Source organism: Oceanisphaera psychrotolerans, from assembly GCF_001870485.1.
GTDB classification, from domain to species: Bacteria; Pseudomonadota; Gammaproteobacteria; order Enterobacterales; family Aeromonadaceae; genus Oceanimonas; species Oceanimonas psychrotolerans.
Map to the genome: position 1 here is coordinate 1 of NZ_MDKE01000005.1, position 16,074 is coordinate 16,074.

The 16,074-nt window shown below is 60.8% G+C and carries 17 protein-coding genes and 1 pseudogene; 6 read left to right on the forward strand and 12 right to left on the reverse strand.

Going from position 1 to position 16,074, the window contains the following annotated elements; all coding sequences use genetic code 11:
* Positions 1 to 150: pseudogene (locus tag BFR47_RS18435) on the forward strand (IS110 family transposase); the annotation flags it as partial.
* A gap of 354 nt (positions 151 to 504) precedes the next feature.
* Here the strand turns inward: BFR47_RS18435 and panF are convergent.
* From panF to BFR47_RS01905, 12 genes are all read right to left on the reverse strand, one after another.
* Entirely contained in the window at positions 505 to 1,959 is a 1,455-nt protein-coding gene (panF, locus tag BFR47_RS01850) for a sodium/pantothenate symporter (protein WP_071471491.1), read from the reverse strand.
* Complete coding sequence (locus tag BFR47_RS01855; protein ID WP_071471492.1) at positions 1,956 to 2,228, reverse strand: YhdT family protein; 273 nt, start codon at positions 2,226 to 2,228, stop codon at positions 1,956 to 1,958. The genes panF and BFR47_RS01855 overlap by 4 nt, the downstream gene beginning before the upstream one ends.
* 111 nt (positions 2,229 to 2,339) lie before the next feature.
* Positions 2,340 to 2,705: a RidA family protein gene (locus BFR47_RS01860; RefSeq protein WP_071471493.1), complete on the reverse strand. Its 366-nt coding sequence runs from the start codon at positions 2,703 to 2,705 to the stop codon at positions 2,340 to 2,342.
* Between the two features lie 120 nt (positions 2,706 to 2,825).
* A complete protein-coding gene (accC, locus tag BFR47_RS01865; RefSeq protein ID WP_071471494.1) occupies positions 2,826 to 4,166 on the reverse strand; it encodes an acetyl-CoA carboxylase biotin carboxylase subunit in 1,341 nt (446 codons plus the stop codon).
* 9 nt (positions 4,167 to 4,175) lie between these two features.
* Positions 4,176 to 4,640: an acetyl-CoA carboxylase biotin carboxyl carrier protein gene (gene accB / locus BFR47_RS01870; RefSeq protein ID WP_071471495.1), complete on the reverse strand. Its 465-nt coding sequence runs from the start codon at positions 4,638 to 4,640 to the stop codon at positions 4,176 to 4,178.
* Positions 4,641 to 4,677: 37 nt separating this feature from the next.
* Positions 4,678 to 5,127, reverse strand: coding sequence for a type II 3-dehydroquinate dehydratase (gene aroQ, locus BFR47_RS01875; protein ID WP_071471496.1), 450 nt, complete (start codon positions 5,125 to 5,127; stop codon positions 4,678 to 4,680).
* A 380-nt stretch (positions 5,128 to 5,507) separates the two neighbouring features.
* Complete coding sequence (gene acs / locus BFR47_RS01880) at positions 5,508 to 7,457, reverse strand: acetate--CoA ligase (RefSeq protein ID WP_071471497.1); 1,950 nt, start codon at positions 7,455 to 7,457, stop codon at positions 5,508 to 5,510.
* Positions 7,458 to 7,700: 243 nt separating this feature from the next.
* Entirely contained in the window at positions 7,701 to 8,132 is a 432-nt protein-coding gene (locus BFR47_RS01885; protein ID WP_071471498.1) for a YqaA family protein, read from the reverse strand.
* Positions 8,125 to 8,820: a gamma-glutamyl-gamma-aminobutyrate hydrolase family protein gene (locus BFR47_RS01890; RefSeq protein ID WP_071471499.1), complete on the reverse strand. Its 696-nt coding sequence runs from the start codon at positions 8,818 to 8,820 to the stop codon at positions 8,125 to 8,127. Before BFR47_RS01890 ends, BFR47_RS01885 begins: the two co-directional genes overlap by 8 nt.
* Complete coding sequence (locus BFR47_RS01895; protein WP_071471500.1) at positions 8,808 to 9,776, reverse strand: amidoligase family protein; 969 nt, start codon at positions 9,774 to 9,776, stop codon at positions 8,808 to 8,810. Before BFR47_RS01895 ends, BFR47_RS01890 begins: the two co-directional genes overlap by 13 nt.
* Positions 9,777 to 9,793: 17 nt before the next feature.
* Positions 9,794 to 10,159, reverse strand: coding sequence for a DUF2956 domain-containing protein (locus tag BFR47_RS01900; RefSeq protein ID WP_071471501.1), 366 nt, complete (start codon positions 10,157 to 10,159; stop codon positions 9,794 to 9,796).
* Positions 10,160 to 10,172: 13 nt separating this feature from the next.
* Positions 10,173 to 10,793: a molecular chaperone TorD family protein gene (locus tag BFR47_RS01905; protein WP_071471502.1), complete on the reverse strand. Its 621-nt coding sequence runs from the start codon at positions 10,791 to 10,793 to the stop codon at positions 10,173 to 10,175.
* Between the two features lie 253 nt (positions 10,794 to 11,046).
* On the opposite strand from BFR47_RS01905, the gene glyA reads away from it, so the two are divergent.
* From glyA to ribBA, 5 genes are all read left to right on the forward strand, one after another.
* Complete coding sequence (gene glyA, locus BFR47_RS01910; protein WP_071471503.1) at positions 11,047 to 12,300, forward strand: serine hydroxymethyltransferase; 1,254 nt, start codon at positions 11,047 to 11,049, stop codon at positions 12,298 to 12,300.
* A 148-nt stretch (positions 12,301 to 12,448) separates the two neighbouring features.
* Complete coding sequence (gene nrdR / locus BFR47_RS01915; protein WP_071471504.1) at positions 12,449 to 12,898, forward strand: transcriptional regulator NrdR; 450 nt, start codon at positions 12,449 to 12,451, stop codon at positions 12,896 to 12,898.
* Positions 12,899 to 14,029 carry a bifunctional diaminohydroxyphosphoribosylaminopyrimidine deaminase/5-amino-6-(5-phosphoribosylamino)uracil reductase RibD gene (gene ribD, locus BFR47_RS01920; RefSeq protein WP_071471505.1) on the forward strand — a complete coding sequence of 377 codons (1,131 nt, stop codon included), beginning with the start codon at positions 12,899 to 12,901 and terminating at the stop codon, positions 14,027 to 14,029.
* The gene (locus tag BFR47_RS01925; RefSeq protein ID WP_071471506.1) at positions 14,029 to 14,682 is read left to right on the forward strand and encodes a riboflavin synthase; all 654 of its coding nucleotides are present in this window, start codon (positions 14,029 to 14,031) and stop codon (positions 14,680 to 14,682) included. Before ribD ends, BFR47_RS01925 begins: the two co-directional genes overlap by 1 nt.
* A gap of 31 nt (positions 14,683 to 14,713) precedes the next feature.
* Positions 14,714 to 15,823: a bifunctional 3,4-dihydroxy-2-butanone-4-phosphate synthase/GTP cyclohydrolase II gene (gene ribBA / locus BFR47_RS01930; RefSeq protein ID WP_071471507.1), complete on the forward strand. Its 1,110-nt coding sequence runs from the start codon at positions 14,714 to 14,716 to the stop codon at positions 15,821 to 15,823.
* Positions 15,824 to 16,074 lie beyond the last annotated feature (251 nt).

Below are 16,074 nucleotides of genomic sequence, written 5' to 3' on the forward strand. Positions count from 1 at the left end.
TTGGACAAGGCCGAAGACCGGTTATCGCTGTGGACCAAACAGCTGGTGGAGCGACGAGGCAAGCAACGCGCTGCCGTGGCCACCGCCAATAAGCTGGCACGCATTATCTGGGTCATGTTATTCCGGCAGGAGCACTACCGGGCAGCATGAACTGAAACGAAGATACAGCATTAAACCACGTTAAGCAGGAAGGAAAAGCAGCAGTAATACACCCCGATAAAACGCGATGCGGTAGACGTGTATGAGGCAACAGGTTAAACCGGCCCTTGCAAACGCCGGGTGAACCCCAGGAGTCTGAACTCCGTAGGGACGATAGGCAGCAAGGGCGCGGTTCTCATTAGGGCCAGAGTGAGCAGAAGTCTCACTCATCAAAACAGGCCGAATATACGGGTGCAGTTAATCCTGATAGCCAAAAACACGGAAACCTCACTTGCGAAAAGCGAGGTGTCCATATATGGGTTTACGGCGAGTCGGCGGAGCGGGCCCTTTGTCCGACTTTATCAGTCAGTCACGACCGAACAGCTGGCGAACTTCGGTGGTGGGGGGCGCTGTCAACAGCGAGCCGAACACATAGGCCAGGCCCGACAGGGTCAGGCTGGGCACGATGGCGTGCAATCCCAGCACCTTGATGCCGAAGCTGGTCAGCAGGCCGTAGCAGACGGCGCCGGTGACCATGGACGCCAGGGCGCCGGTGGCGTTGCCGCGCCACCAGTACAGGCCCAGCACCAGCGGCCAGAAGAAGATGGCCTGCAGGGCGCCGAACGCCAGCAGATTGAGCCAGATGATCATGTCCGGCGGGCTCAGCGCCGCCCACAGTACGATCAGTCCCAGTACCAGGGTTACCAGTCGGCTGGCGCGCTTGATGGCGGTGGGCGAGGGTGGGGTACGGCTCAGGTAGTTGAGATACAGATCCTTCACCAGGGTGGCGGAGGCCTGGATCAGCTGGGAGTCGATGGTCGACATGATGGCGGCCATGGGGCCGGCCAGAAACAGCCCGGCCACGATGGGCGGCAGCACCGTCAGCATCAGGGTCGGCATCACCTTGTCGGGTACCGTGAGTTCGGGCACCAGCACCCGACCGAGGGCGCCGGCGAAATGCATGCCGAACATCAGCAGGGCCCCCACCAGGGTGCCGATGATAATGCCCTTGTGCATGGCGCCGCTGTCCTTGTAGGCCAGGCAGCGCACCGCCGAATGGGGCAGACCGATAACGCCGAAGCACACCAGCACCCAGAACGACAGCATGAAACTGGCACCGAGAAAGCCGTCCGGCCCCCGGGGCTCTACCAGGCCCGGATCGATCTCGGCCAGGGCGGTGAACATGGCGCCGGCCCCGTCGCCCGCGTGCAATACCCCGGCCAGCAGTACCAGGGTGCCCAGCAGCATCAGCACGCCCTGTACCGCATCGGTGACCACCACGGCCCGAAAGCCGCCAATCAGGGTGTAGAGCAGCACCGTGGTGGCGAAGATGATCAGCCCCCCCTGGTAGGGCAGGCCGGTGACGGTTTCCAGCAGCCGGGCGCCACCGATGAACTGCACCACCATGGTGGCGACAAAGGCGGCGAGCAGGCCCAGTGCCGCCAGTATCACCACCAGCGGGCTGCGATAGCGGGCATAGAGCATGTCGTTGATGGTCAGCGCGTTGACCCGACGGGCGATGTGAGCGAACTGCTTGCCCAGCACGCCCAGGGTCAGCCAGACGGTGGGCACCTGGATCATGGCCAGCAGCACCCAGCCCAGCCCCATGCGATAGGCCGCACCGGGCCCGCCGATGAAGGAGGAGGCAGAGGCATAGGTGGCCACCATGGTCATGGCCAGCACAAAGCCGCCCATGGAACGGTTGCCTAGAAAGTAGTCCTGCACGAAGCTGCCTTGCTGCGGGCGACGGCTGAGCCAGAAGCCCAGTCCGATCATGACCGCCAGGTAACAGGCCAGCGGGATCAGCAATTCAAGGTTCATGGCTTGTCTCCCAGACTGCGCTCCTGGCCGGACTCGGGGTCGTCTTCCAGCATGATGTTCCTGAAGCTGAGCCGCACCATCAGTACACAGAGTCCGACAAACAGCAGCGGATTGAACAGGCAGCTCAGCACAAACCACAGCGGCCAGTCGCCCAGCATCAGCCCGGGTGGCACCGCGTAGGCGCTCAGCCACCAGCCGGCCATATACAGCAGCGCCAGCGCCACGCTCAGGCCGGCTTCCCGGCGGGCAATGGATACGATATTGGTCATCTTTGATGTTCCACAAGAAGGGGGCCGGAGAATAACAGCGGGGGCGTGCCGGGATCAACGCGGTGCGCCCGTCAGCGGCGGCAGGAGAGCCCCTGCCGCCGGTTGGCATCGTCAGCCGGCGTAACCGTCACCGGCCGCGGCGACGAAGGCCAGCTCGACCAGATAGTCGGGGTTGGCCAGTTCCGCCTTGACGCAGGCGCGGCTGGGGGCCGTATTCGGTTCGAACCAGGCATCCCAGGCGGCATTGAAGGCCGGCAGGTTGGCGAAGTCGGTCAGGTAGATGGTGACCGACAGCAGACGCGTCTTGTCGCTGTTGATCTTGGCGAGGGCCTGCTCGGCCTGGGCGAAGATCTGGGCGGCCTGGCCTTGGATGTCGGCGTCGAGGTCGGACTCGGGTACTTCGACGAAATGGGCGATGCCGTTGAATACGGTAATGTCGGACCAGCGCTGGCTGGGGTTGATGCGATGGATAGTCATACTGTCTCTCTTCAGGTGGGGGCAGAGGCGCCATTTTAACGGTAAAGGACGGCGAGGGGAAAACGCCGTCGTCACAAACAAAAACGGCGCCCGCAGGCGCCGTTTTCCATCAGCAGTGTCTTACAGACCCAGCTTCTTCTCGAGGTAATGAATATTGGTGCCGCCATTGCGGAAATTTTCATCACTCATGATTTCTTTATGCAGCGGGATATTGGTCTTGATACCTTCGATTACCAGCTCGTTCAGGGCGTGGGTCATGCGGGCGATCGCGATGTCGCGGTTTTCGCCGTAGCAGATCAGCTTGCCGATCATGGAATCGTAGTAGGGCGGTACCTTGTAGCCGGCATAAATGTGGGAATCCCAGCGCACACCCAGGCCACCCGGAGAGTGGAAGCGGGTGATCTCGCCCGGACTCGGCACGAAGCTCTTCGGGTCTTCGGCGTTGATCCGGCACTCGATGGCGTGGCCACGAACCATGACCTGCTCCTGGGTGATGGACAGGGGCAGACCGGCGGCGACGCGCAGCTGCTCCTTGATCAGATCGACCCCGGTGATCATCTCGGTAACCGGATGCTCTACCTGGATACGGGTGTTCATTTCGATGAAATAGAACTCGCCGTTTTCATACAGGAACTCGAAGGTACCGGCGCCACGGTAGCCGATATCGACACAGGCCTTGCAGCAGCGATCGCCGATAAACTTGCGCATTTCGGCGGTAATGCCCGGGGCCGGCGCCTCTTCCACTACCTTCTGGTGGCGGCGCTGCATGGAGCAGTCCCGCTCGGCCAGATGGATGGCCTTGCCCTGACCGTCGGCCAGAACCTGGATCTCGATATGGCGCGGGTTTTCCAGGAATTTTTCCATGTACACCATGTCGTTGCCGAAGGCTGCACCCGCCTCGGCCTTGGTCATGGCGATGGATTTCTCCAGCTCGCTTTCGTTGCGTACCACGCGCATGCCGCGACCACCGCCGCCACCGGCGGCCTTGATGATCACCGGATAGCCAATGCGCTTGGCGATGGTGGCGTTTTTCTTGGCATCGTCACCGATGGGGCCATCGGAGCCGGGCACACAGGGCACGCCGGCTTTCTTCATGGACTCGATCGCGGACACTTTGTCGCCCATCAGGCGAATGGTGTCGCCCCGGGGACCGATGAACACGAAGCCGGACTTCTCGACCTGGTCGGCAAAGTCGGCATTTTCTGCCAGAAAGCCGTAACCCGGGTGAATGGCGACCGCATCGGTCACTTCGGCCGCGGCGATGATGGAGGGAATGTTCAGGTATGACTGATGGGACTGATTGCCACCGATACAGATGGACTCGTCCGCCAGCAGTACATGCTTGAGCTCACGGTCGGCGGTGGAATGTACCGCGACCGTCTTGATCCCGAGTTCTTTACAGGCGCGCAGGATCCGCAGGGCAATTTCACCGCGGTTGGCGATGACTACTTTATCCAGCATGAGAATTCCTTATTCGATGATGAACAGCGGCTCGTCGAACTCGACCGGCTGGCCATTGTCGATCAGGATGGCCTTGATCACGCCGGACTTGTCGGCTTCGATCTGGTTCATCATTTTCATGGCTTCAACGATGCACAGGGTGTCACCGGCATTCACGGTCTGGCCGACTTCGGCAAAGTTCTTGGCGCCGGGGCTGGAGGCGCGGTAGAAGGTACCGACCATGGGGGAACGCATGACATGACCGCTCATTGCCGGGGCGGCGGCTTCGGCGGCCGGGGCAGCAGGTGCGGCCGGTGCAGCAGCAGGTGCGGCCGGGGCCGGAGCGGCTTGCATCTGATACTGGGGCTGCATGACCTGGCCGGGGTTACCGTAACGGCTGATGCGAACGGATTCTTCGCCTTCGGAAATTTCCAGCTCGGCGATGCCGGATTCTTCTACCAGTTCGATCAGTTTCTTGATTTTACGAATATCCATGAGCGTTCTCTTGTTATGTTAGTACTGTGCTGATGAGTTAACGACGGGTCAGATGACGAGCCGCCGCTTCCAGGGCAAATTCGTAACCATCGGCGCCGAAGCCACAAATCACCCCCACCGCCTTGTCGGCCAGGTAAGAGTGATGGCGGAAAGGCTCACGGGCATGCACATTCGACAGGTGCACCTCGATAAAGGGGATGTTAACCCCCAGCAGGGCATCTCGGATGGCAACGCTGGTGTGAGTGAAGGCGGCGGGATTGATGATGATGAAATCCTGCCTGCCATAGGCCTGGTGGATGGCGTCGATCAGTTGATGTTCCGCATTGGATTGCAGGTGACTGAGTTCGATATCGCGCTCGGCTGCCTGTTCGGTCAGGCGGGCAACGATGTCGTTCAGGCTGTTCTGACCATAGATGCCGGGTTCGCGCTGGCCCAGAAGATTAAGATTGGGTCCGTTCAGCAACAGAATTCGGAATTTATCGGTCATTATGCGGCAATCCTCGTCAATCTTGCGGTTTAACATCGAGCAATAGGGAGCCTAGCCGTTTTTACCCATTACTGGCAAATAAAATCGTACGGTTCGACCCAGCGCGCCCAATTATAGTGATTTCGTGAAAATTGGCAGCAATTTACTGGTCTAATCACTGATCGCGGCCTGAAGCCCGGTAATGGTGACTGCCTTCCGGTATCGGGTGCGGTCGGGATGATACCGCCAAGACGCAATGTAGCGAGTGAAGGCCGTGGGTGCGACAGCTTCGGTCATGCAGTTGCAGGTTCGATCGGGGTGGCCGGATGGGCGGGAGTTCGGAGTCGTGGTGGCAACAACGCCGCCCGCAGGCGGCGTTTAATGGGTTAATGCCGTGTCGGTCAGGCGACCCGGCTGCGTTCCTCGATCAAGCGGTCAACCACGGCCGGATCGGCCAGGGTAGAGGTATCGCCCAGAGAGTCGGTCTCGCCGGTGGCAATCTTGCGCAGAATACGGCGCATGATCTTGCCGGAGCGGGTCTTGGGCAACCCTTCGGCCCAGTGGATGATGTCCGGGGTGGCGATGGGGCCGATTTCCTTGCGTACCCAGTCTTTCACCTCCTTGTGCAACTCGGCGGTGGGGATTTCGCCGGCGTTGAGGGTGACGTAGGCGTAGATACCCTGGCCCTTGATCTCGTGAGGCACGCCCACCACCGCCGCTTCGGCGATTTTCGGGTGGGCGACCAGTGCCGATTCAATTTCGGCGGTGCCCATGCGGTGACCGGACACGTTCAGCACGTCGTCTACCCGGCCGGTGATCCAGTAATAACCGTCTTCGTCACGACGGGCGCCGTCACCAGTGAAATAGGTGCCAGGGAAGGTCGAGAAGTAGGTCTGCTCGAAGCGGTCGTGATCACCGTAGATGGTGCGCATCTGGCCGGGCCAGGAGTCCAGGATCACCAGATTGCCGTCGGTGACGCCGTCGAGCACGGTGCCTTCGCCATCCACCAGCGCCGGCTGCACGCCGAAGAAGGGGCGGGTGGCGGAGCCGGGCTTGAGATCGGTGGCACCGGGCAACGGGGTGATCAGGATGCCGCCGGTCTCGGTCTGCCACCAGGTATCGACGATGGGGCAACGCTCGTCACCGATCACCCGGTAGTACCATTCCCAGGCTTCCGGGTTGATGGGTTCGCCCACCGAACCCAGCACGCGCAGGCTGGTACGGCTGGTGTTCTCCACCGCTTCGTCACCCTTGGCCATGAAGGCACGGATGGCGGTGGGCGCAGTATAGAGAATGTTGACCTGATGCTTGTCGACGATCTGCGCCATGCGGTTGGTCTTGGGATAGTTGGGCACGCCCTCGAACAGCAGGGTGGTCGCGCCGTTGGCGAGGGGGCCATAGATCAGGTAGCTGTGGCCGGTGATCCAGCCCACGTCGGCGGTACACCAGTAGACGTCACCCTCGTGGTAGTCGAAGACGTACTTGAAGGTCATGGCCGCATACACCAGGTAGCCACCGGTGGTGTGCAACACGCCTTTGGGGGTGCCGGTGGAGCCGGAAGTGTAGAGGATAAACAGCGGATCTTCGGCGGCCATTTCCGTGGGCGGACAATCGGCGCTGGCCTCCGCCGTGGCTTCGTGCCACCAGATATCTCTGGACTCGTGCCAGGCAATATCGCCACCGGTACGGCGATAGACGATCACCGCGTCGACGGTTGTAACCTTGGGATTGGCCAGGGCCAGATCCACGTTGGCCTTGAGCGCCACGGTGCGGCCGCCACGCAGGCCTTCGTCGGCGGTGATCACCACCTTGGCCCGGGAGTCGGCGATGCGGCTGGCCAGAGCGTCGGGAGAGAAGCCGCCGAATACCACCGAATGCACGGCGCCGATGCGGGCACAGGCCAGCATGGCCACGGCGGCTTCCACCACCATCGGCATGTAGATGCTGACCACGTCACCTTTTTTCACGCCCTGAGCCTTCAATACGTTGGCAAAGCGGCACACCTGTTCATGCAGTTCGCGAAAGGTGACGTTCTTGTCGTCGTAAGGGCTGTCGCCTTCCCAGATGATGGCCACGTCGTCCGCCTTGGTAGCCAGATGACGGTCGATACAGTTGGCGGACAGGTTAAGAGTACCGTCTTCAAACCACTTGATGCTGATGTGGCCGGGATCGTAAGAGGTGTTCTTCACCTTGGTATAGGGTTTGATCCAGTCGAGGATTTTGCCCTGTTCGCCCCAGAATCCCTCCGGGTTGTCGATGGATTGCTGATACAGGGCCTGATAGCTGGCATTGTCCAGCAAGGCATCCTTGGCAATGTGTGCTTTTACCGGATGAACCTTGACTTCACTCATTCTTCCACTCCTTGGTGCGGTAACCATTCGTTAACAAGGTGACCCATAAGGTCGCTTGAATCAATTAGACTTTTGGCTAGAAAGTAACAACATGGCAATACTATACAATCACTTGTTGCGCCTGTGTTTATTATTCTTTTTGAATGTTGTTGCTTTTGCTGGTGATTTTTCCGGGTGAGCTGTGTCTGCTGATGGTTTTTCGCGCCGGGAGAGCCGGCGCGCATGCTTTTCTCTGCGTACGAATTACAGCAGCAGTTGCTCGGCAAAATAAATCACGATCAGGTAGCGCAGCCCCTTGCCGATGAACACCAGCAGCACGAACAGCGCCAGCCGTACCCGCATGATGCCGGCGATAAAGGTCAGGGCATCGCCGCCCACCGGCGCCCAGGCCAGCAGCAGCGACCAGACTCCGAAACGTTGAAACCAGCGTTGGGCCCGCTCCAGCTGTTTGTCCTTGATGGGAAACCAGCGCTTGTGTCGGTAATGCAGCAGGTATTTGCCCAGCCACCAGTTGATGACCGAACCCAGGGTGTTGCCGACGCTGGCCAGGGCCCACAGCAGCATGGCGGCATCGGGCTGGCGGGTCAGCACCGCCGCCAGCACCACCTCGGAATAAAAGGGCGCTATGGTGGCGGCGATCAGGCTGCTGGCAAACACCAGCACATAATCAATCATAGAGTCGCTCGGGTCTGGCTGTCCGGGCCAGCCGGACCAGGGTGCGGAAGATGGCGCGCTGATGGCCGAGATAGGGCAGGTATTCCGGATGCCACTGCACTCCCAGCATATAGTGAGGATCCTGGCTTCGGCTTTCTATTGCCTGTACAAAACCGTCCAGATCCCGGGCCACTATGCTCAGCCCCTCACCCAGGCGATCGACGGCCTGATGATGCAGGCTGTTGATGCGCCAGCGTGGTTGGCGAATGATGTCATGCAGCCGGCCCTGGCCACAGCCGATGGCGGTCTTGCGTGGCAGGGGGGTGCGTCGGTTGGAGGTATGGCGGCGCAACGGCCGGATATCCGAATGCAGGGAGCCGCCGAGCACCACGTTGATCAGCTGAGCACCGCGGCAGATGCCGAGCAACGGCAACTGGGTATCCAGCGCATGTTCGATCAGTTCTATTTCGAAGGCGTCCCGTTCGGGATCGGCGGGGGCCCGGCCGGTGTCATCGCCGTACAGCGCGGCGTCGATGTCATCGCCGCCACCGATGATCAGCCCCTGCAGCTTGTCCCGCTTGTGGGGCAGGAAGGTGGCGGGGGTCAGCCGCAACGCCCGGCCACCGGCCAGAAAAATGGCCAGCCGGGTAGCCCACCAGGCCAGTGGCAGCCGGCTGTCGGGGCCGGTTACGCCAATCAGCGGAGCCAAGGCGTGACCTTGAGCTTCCAGGGATCGAGAAAGTCGGGCGTCATGCTGTCCAGGTGAGCGGCATAGTGTCGGCACAGCTGTTCCAGCCGGCCTTCATCGTTGGCCAACGCTTCTACCTGCAGCCATCCTGCCCAGGCGTGCTGCAACGACCAGAGTGGGTTGTCGATATCGGAGTTGGGCAGCCGGTAGTGCAGGGTGGGCCGCTTGTTGACCTTGTCATCCTGTACCACCTCCTGCACCCGGGCTTCGTTGTGCCAGGCCAGCATGGGCAGCAAATCCAGCGATCGATTGCGGCTGGGATTGGCGGCCAGGTAGTCTTCGCTGAACTGTGACAAATCGGGCCAGTAGTCGGGGTCGATCACCCGTCGGCTGTAGTCCTTGGCGAAACCGCGGATATAGGGCGACAGCTTGCGGGCGGCAACGATGTCTTCGTGCTGCTCCAGCCAGTCGTGCAGACACAGGTAGGCCTTGAAATAGCGCAGCAGGGTGACGCCGTCGGTGTCCGGCAGTTCGGGATTCAGGTGCAGGCCAAAGGCGTAATGCAGGGCGTGGCGGGTACCCTTGGCACCGCTGGCGCGCAGTCGCTCGAACAGCGGCGTCAGGCTGTCGAGCCGGGACAGTGGCAGTGGCGGGCTGACCAGCTCCAGCGGTACCACTTGAAAGGCCAGGGTGCCCAGCAGTTCGGTGGCGGCCTGCTCCAGTTCACCCGGAGGTTGCCGGAGCTGAACCCGGGCCAGCCGCTTGAGATAATCGAAGTCCAGCTCGGCCCTGAAGAGGCCGAGCGAGGTGTCGATTTCGATTTCGTACTCCGACCGGGGGAGCAGGTGACCATCCAGTTGTTCGGCCACCAGCCCGGCCAGCCGGGTCAGTGGCAGGCCGTTCAGTTCCAGCTCGACGCCGAGGCGGCGTTCCTGGCCTGAGGCCGTGTGTCTGTGTTCGGGTAAGCTGAATGCCATGGTCGGGCTCCTGTCGGTTAACCGGACTGTTGCTGCCACCAGTAAAGCGCAAAGCCGGCCCAGCTCAGGGCAAGCAACAGCCAGGGGAGCCAGGACGAGCGGGCGGGTGCCGGCATCGGCTGGTCGACGCCGTGGTCGGCCTCGGTACCCGCATCAGTGTCTTGTGGTGGCTGGCGGCTCTGCTGCTTTCTGGCCTTGTCGGCGGCACGGGCACGGGCCTTGTGCTGCTTCTTGTACTCTTCTATGCCTTTCTGAATGCCCTGCGCGATGAGCCGGGTCTGTTCCTTGGTCTGGCCCGGACGCTGGGTCGCCCTGGCGACACGCTCGGCCTCCTCCCGGGTCTTGGGCGAGGGATTGCTCTTGCGGTTCTTGTTAAAAGCCATTATTGCGCCACCATTACTGCGCCACATTGTTGAGATAATGGATATCCATGCTGAACATGGCCAGCAACAGCGCGGCGGCGGCGGCGTAGAAACCGAAGGGGTCCTTTTTTTCGCAGCCGTCGACAAAGGGCGGCAGCCAGTCGATCAACAACTGGTTGGCCAGCTCGCGCTGCTGGTCCAGCAGCGCGATGCGTTCGGCTTCGTCGTCGGAGGTGGCGGCAGCCTGGGCCAGGGTGGCCATCATTTCCAGCTGGTTGCAGGCGTTGAGCGGATCGTCGTCCTCTAGGCGGGTACCGTGCTGGTGCAGCAAGATGCTCATCATGATCATCGCCTCGTCTTCCGGTTGAGTCAGCGACGAGGTGTCGAGCAGCGAAGGCTGATCAAACAGGCGGCGATAGTGTTCGCTCAATTCGGCCTGGGGCTGAGCCAGTTGCAGTACCCGACCGGCTTGCCGGCGAAAGGCTTCGGCGGCCTCGTGCAGCGGATCCAGGGTAGCCAGACTGTCGAGGAAGGCATGCATGTCATAACCATCGAATTCGCAGATCTCGTCGTCGGCCAGCGGGGCGGCAAACAGGGCGGTAAACCAGTGATAAAGCTCGGCACGACGGTGCGAAGTAACCATGAAATCTTGCATATTCTCCTCAACGGCTCCTGAGGGCCGGTCTAGCGACTAAAGCATCCATTCTATCGGGTTTAACGGCTATATCTACCCCGATTCCGGTGAACGTGGTGCTGTTTCGGTGTTGCATTCCCTTCAACTTTTTGTAAAATTTTCAACTTAAAGATAAATAAATGTTGTTAACTGGCGTCCGGGGCTAGGCCGAACCCGGCCTAAAGGGTAAACTCGGGATTTCAGTAAACACCCCCATGTGAGTCAGGAGAGACGGATGTTAAAGCGTGACATGAATATCGCCGATTATGATCCTCAGCTGTGGCAGGCCATCTGTGATGAAACCCAGCGTCAGGAAGAGCACATCGAGCTGATTGCTTCCGAGAACTACACCAGCCCGCGCGTGATGCAGGCTCAGGGTTCTCAGTTGACCAACAAGTATGCCGAAGGCTATCCGGGCAAGCGTTTCTATGGCGGCTGTGAATATGTCGACATCGCCGAAGAACTGGCCATCGAGCGCGCCAAGCAGCTGTTTGGTGCAACCTACGCCAACGTACAGCCGCACTCCGGCTCCCAGGCCAACTCCGCCGTGTTCATGGCGCTGGTCAAGCCCGGCGATACCGTCATGGGCATGAACCTGGCTCACGGTGGTCACCTGACTCACGGCTCTCCCGCCAACTTCTCCGGCAAGATGTACAACATCGTGCCTTACGGCATCAACGAAGCCGGCGTGATCGATTACGAAGAAATGGAGCGTCTGGCGGTCGAACACAAGCCGAAGATGATCATCGGTGGTTTCTCTGCCTTCTCCGGCATCGTCGACTGGGCGCGCATGCGTGAAATCGCCGACAAGGTCGGCGCCTGGTTCATGGTGGACATGGCCCACGTTGCCGGTCTGATTGCCGCCGGTCATTACCCGAGCCCGCTGGCTCACGCTCACGTGGTAACCACCACTACCCACAAGACCCTGGCCGGCCCCCGTGGCGGTCTGGTGCTGTCTGCCGCCAACAACGAAGAGCTGGAGAAAAAGCTGAACTCCGCGGTCTTCCCCGGTGGCCAGGGCGGCCCGCTGATGCACATCATCGCTGCCAAGGCCGTTGCCTTCAAGGAAGCGATGGAGCCCGAGTTCAAGGAATACCAGGGTCAGGTGCTGAAGAACGCCCAGGCCATGGCCGATGCTTTCCAGCAGCGCGGTTACAAGGTGGTTTCCGGCGGTACTCACAACCACCTGTTCCTGCTCGACCTGATCGACAAGGACATCACCGGTAAGGAAGCCGACGCCGCCCTGGGCCGCGCCTTCATTACCGTGAACAAGAACGCCGTGCCCAACGATCCGCGCTCTCCGTTCGTGACCTCCGGTATCCGTATCGGTACCCCGGCGGTGACCCGTCGTGGCTTCAAGGAAGCCGACGTACGCGAGCTGGCCGGCTGGATCTGTGACGTGTTGGACAACATCAACGACGACGCCACCATCGCCCGGGTGAAAGAGCAGGTGCTGGAAATCTGCCGTCGCCATCCGGTTTATGCGTAATTGCATACTGGTTGATGAATGAGAAAAACGGGGTCTTCGGACCCCGTTTTTGTACCCGGTCACAAACCAAGTTACAGCCGTGTTTCATTCTGGCAATCTGATGCCTGCTTATTTACACTAACGACCGAATTCAGCCCATGGAGGCGCCATGCACTGTCCCTTCTGTCACGCAACCGAAACCAAGGTCATCGACTCCCGCCTGGTGGGAGAAGGTTTGCAGGTGCGCCGTCGGCGGGAATGCAACGCCTGCAAGGAGCGCTTTACCACCTTCGAGAGCGCCGAACTGGTCATGCCAAAGGTGATCAAGACCACCGGTATTCGTGAGCCTTTCAACGAAGACAAGCTGGAAGCGGGTATGCAGCGGGCGTTGGAAAAACGCCCGGTCAGCACCGAAGCCATCGAGCAGGCGGTCAGCCACATCAAGTCCCAGTTGCGCGCCACCGGCGAGCGAGAAGTCAAATCAGAACTTATCGGCAACCTGGTGATGGAAGAGCTGAAACAGCTCGACAAGGTAGCCTATATCCGTTTCGCCTCCGTTTATCGCTGTTTCGAAGACTTGCGCCAATTCGGCGAGGAAATAGCCCGACTGGAGCAATGAGTGTTTAATTCCGAAGATGCGCGCTGGATGTCCCGGGCGCTTGAACTGGCCCGGCGCGGGCGCTTTACCACCAGCCCCAACCCGTCGGTGGGCTGCGTTATCGTGCAAAACGGCATCCTGGTGGGCGAAGGCTATCACCAGCAAGCCGGCGGCCCCCACGCCGAGGTCTTTGCCCTGCGTCAGGCTGGCCCCGCGGCCAGAGGCGCCACCGCCTATGTGACCCTCGAACCCTGTTCCCATCACGGTCGTACCCCGCCCTGCGCTCAGGGGCTGATCGATGCCGGCGTGGCGCGGGTGGTGGCGGCCTCGGTGGATCCCAACCCCCGGGTGGCCGGTCGTGGTCTGGCCATGCTGACCGATGCTGGCATCGACGCCGAGGCCGGGCTGATGAGTGAGGCGGCCGAGGCCATCAATACCGGTTTCATGCACCGCATGCGCACCGGACTGCCCTTTGTCACCGTCAAGCTGGCCGCCAGCCTGGACGGCCGCACCGCCCTGGCCAACGGCGAAAGCAAGTGGATCACCGGTCCCGCCGCCCGTCGTGACGTACAACGTCATCGCGCCCTGAGCTGCGCCACCCTGTCCGGCGCCGATACGGTGCTGACCGACGATGCCAGCCTCAATGTACGCTGGGACGAATTGCCCGAGTCGGTGCAGGCAGGCTATTCGGAAGCCGGGAGCGCTGCATCGGCGTTACGCCAGCCGCTGCGGGTGATCATCGATACCCGCAATCGTCTGACCCCCGGTCTCAAGCTGTTCGCCCAGCCCGGCCCGATACTGTTGCTGCGCGGAGAAATCACCGGCGGCCTGGGCGAGCAGGTGGAAGAATGCGTGCTGCCATTGGCAGACAATGGCCGGCTCGACCTGCCGCTGTTGCTGGCCGAGCTGGGCCGCCGTCAGGTTAATCACCTGTGGGTAGAAGCGGGGGCTCGCCTCAGTGGTGCCCTGCTGAGCGCGGCACTGGTGGGCGAACTGGTGTTGTATCAGGCGCCCAAATTGATGGGGACTGCCAGCCGCGGGCTGTTCGAGCTGCCTGAACTGACCGCCATGAGCCAGGTGCCGGAGCTTGAGTGGCGTGACTGCCGCCGGGTGGGCACCGATCTTAAACTGACCGCAAGGGTAAAAAACTGATGTTTACCGGAATAGTGGAAGCCACAGGCATACTGGCCGACATTCGCCGCCAGGGTAATGAGTCGGTGATCCGTATTCATTGCCCCCGGCTGGACCTGTCGGATGTGAAGCTTGGCGACTCCATCGCCACCAACGGCGTCTGTCTGACCGTGACCGAGCTGGGCACGGATTACTACTGTGCCGATGTGTCCGGCGAAACCATCGACCGTACCGGTTTTGCCGGCTATCGCACCGGTCAGGCGGTAAATCTGGAAAAAGCGCTGCTGGCCACCAGCCGGCTGGGCGGCCATATCGTGTCCGGCCATGTGGACGGGGTGGGCAGGATCACCCGCCGCTCGGTACTGGGCAGCAGCATAGAGCTGTGGGTCGAGGCGCCCGCCGGCCTGGCGCGTTATATCGCCGAAAAAGGCTCCATTACCGTGGACGGCATCAGCCTCACGGTCAACGATGTGGACGGCGCGGCCTTTAAACTGACCCTGGTGCCCCATACATTAAAGGAAACCACCCTCGACAACTGGCGGCCGGGCCGTCAGGTAAACCTTGAGGTGGATATTATTGCCCGCTATCTTGAACGTCTGCTGACCGCTGCGTCCGAGCCGCAACAGGGTGGACTGACGCTGGCGACCCTGGCCGCCAGCGGTTTTGTGAAATAAGCGGTCTCGTTAGATTACAAGGGAGAACCCCATGGCTTTAAGCAGTACCCAGGAAATCATCGACGATATCCGTCAGGGCAAAATGGTCATCCTGATGGACGATGAAGACCGGGAAAACGAAGGTGACTTGATCATGGCTTCCGAGCACGTGCGCCCGGAAGACATCAATTTCATGGCCAAATACGGCCGGGGCCTGATTTGCCTGACCCTGACCGAAGCCCGTTGCCGCCAGCTGGATATTCCCCAAATGGTCAGCCGCAACACCGAGCAGTTTTCCACCGCTTTTACCGTCTCGATCGAGGCCGCGGCAGGGGTAACGACCGGCATTTCCGCCGCCGACCGCGCCCATACGGTACAGACCGCCGTGGCCAAGGAAGCCAAGCCTGCGGATCTGGTGCAGCCGGGGCATATCTTTCCGCTCAAGGCCCAGAACGGTGGGGTGCTGACCCGTGCCGGTCATACCGAGGCCGGCTGTGATCTGGCGCGGCTGGCCGGCCTGGAGCCCTCGTCGGTCATCGTCGAGATCCTCAATGAAGACGGCACCATGGCCCGTCGCCCGGATCTGGAAGTCTTCGCCGAACAGCACGGTATCAAGCTCGGTACCATCGCCGATCTCATCGAATACCGTAACCAGAACGAAACCACCATCGAGCAGGTGGCGCGTTGCAATCTGCCCACCGAATACGGTGACTTCGAGCTGGTGACCTTCCGCGACACCATCGACAATCAGGTGCATTTCGCGCTGAAAAAGGGCGAGATCAAACCCGAGGTACCGGCACTGGTGCGGGTGCATATCCACGATATGTTCACCGACGTTCTGATGACCGACCGTCACTCGGCCCGGACCTGGCCGCTGGGCAAATCGATGGCCCGCATCGCCGATGAAGGCGGTGTACTGGTGATACTGGGACGGGAAGAAACCCCGGATCACCTGTTGTCGCTGGTACGCCAGTTCGAGGCGGTGGACCGCGGTGAACGTCTCGAAGGTGCCAAGCGCCAGGGCACTTCCCGCCGGGTCGGCGTTGGCTCGCAGATACTGCAGGCCATGGGTGTCGGCAAGATGAAGCTGCTCAGTTCGCCCAAGCGCTACCATGCACTGTCCGGCTTCGGCCTGGAAGTGGTCGATTACATCATCGACTGATCAGCTGTATCGGCTGCCGCCCCCCGGGCGGCAGTTTTCTTTATCTTGCCGTTTTTTCGCCTGCTTCCTTCTTCCTGTTCATCCTGCCTCGGTACGATCATCCCGGTGTTATCTTCACCATCGATAAGCACTGCCGGAACCGATTCAAATAAATCCGCCTGTTCAGGGCGAGTAATTCGTTACAATCTGTCGCCTTTTCTGGTTATTGGATTGAGTTTTCATGCCGTTGCGTCAACAATAGCGAACAGAGC

Excerpts from the sequence above, each read along its gene's own strand:
- panF (WP_071471491.1), bottom strand. The coding sequence starts at position 1,959 with ATGAACCTTGAATTGCTGATCCCGCTGGCCTGTTACCTGGCGGTCATG.
- BFR47_RS01855 (WP_071471492.1), bottom strand. The coding sequence starts at position 2,228 with ATGACCAATATCGTATCCATTGCCCGCCGGGAAGCCGGCCTGAGCGTG.
- BFR47_RS01860 (WP_071471493.1), bottom strand. The coding sequence starts at position 2,705 with ATGACTATCCATCGCATCAACCCCAGCCAGCGCTGGTCCGACATTACC.
- accC (WP_071471494.1), bottom strand. The coding sequence starts at position 4,166 with ATGCTGGATAAAGTAGTCATCGCCAACCGCGGTGAAATTGCCCTGCGG.
- accB (WP_071471495.1), bottom strand. The coding sequence starts at position 4,640 with ATGGATATTCGTAAAATCAAGAAACTGATCGAACTGGTAGAAGAATCC.
- aroQ (WP_071471496.1), bottom strand. The coding sequence starts at position 5,127 with ATGACCGATAAATTCCGAATTCTGTTGCTGAACGGACCCAATCTTAAT.
- acs (WP_071471497.1), bottom strand. The coding sequence starts at position 7,457 with ATGAGTGAAGTCAAGGTTCATCCGGTAAAAGCACACATTGCCAAGGAT.
- BFR47_RS01885 (WP_071471498.1), bottom strand. The coding sequence starts at position 8,132 with ATGATTGATTATGTGCTGGTGTTTGCCAGCAGCCTGATCGCCGCCACC.
- BFR47_RS01895 (WP_071471500.1), bottom strand. The coding sequence starts at position 9,776 with ATGGCATTCAGCTTACCCGAACACAGACACACGGCCTCAGGCCAGGAA.
- BFR47_RS01900 (WP_071471501.1), bottom strand. The coding sequence starts at position 10,159 with ATGGCTTTTAACAAGAACCGCAAGAGCAATCCCTCGCCCAAGACCCGG.
- BFR47_RS01905 (WP_071471502.1), bottom strand. The coding sequence starts at position 10,793 with ATGCAAGATTTCATGGTTACTTCGCACCGTCGTGCCGAGCTTTATCAC.
- glyA (WP_071471503.1), top strand. The coding sequence starts at position 11,047 with ATGTTAAAGCGTGACATGAATATCGCCGATTATGATCCTCAGCTGTGG.
- nrdR (WP_071471504.1), top strand. The coding sequence starts at position 12,449 with ATGCACTGTCCCTTCTGTCACGCAACCGAAACCAAGGTCATCGACTCC.
- BFR47_RS01925 (WP_071471506.1), top strand. The coding sequence starts at position 14,029 with ATGTTTACCGGAATAGTGGAAGCCACAGGCATACTGGCCGACATTCGC.
- ribBA (WP_071471507.1), top strand. The coding sequence starts at position 14,714 with ATGGCTTTAAGCAGTACCCAGGAAATCATCGACGATATCCGTCAGGGC.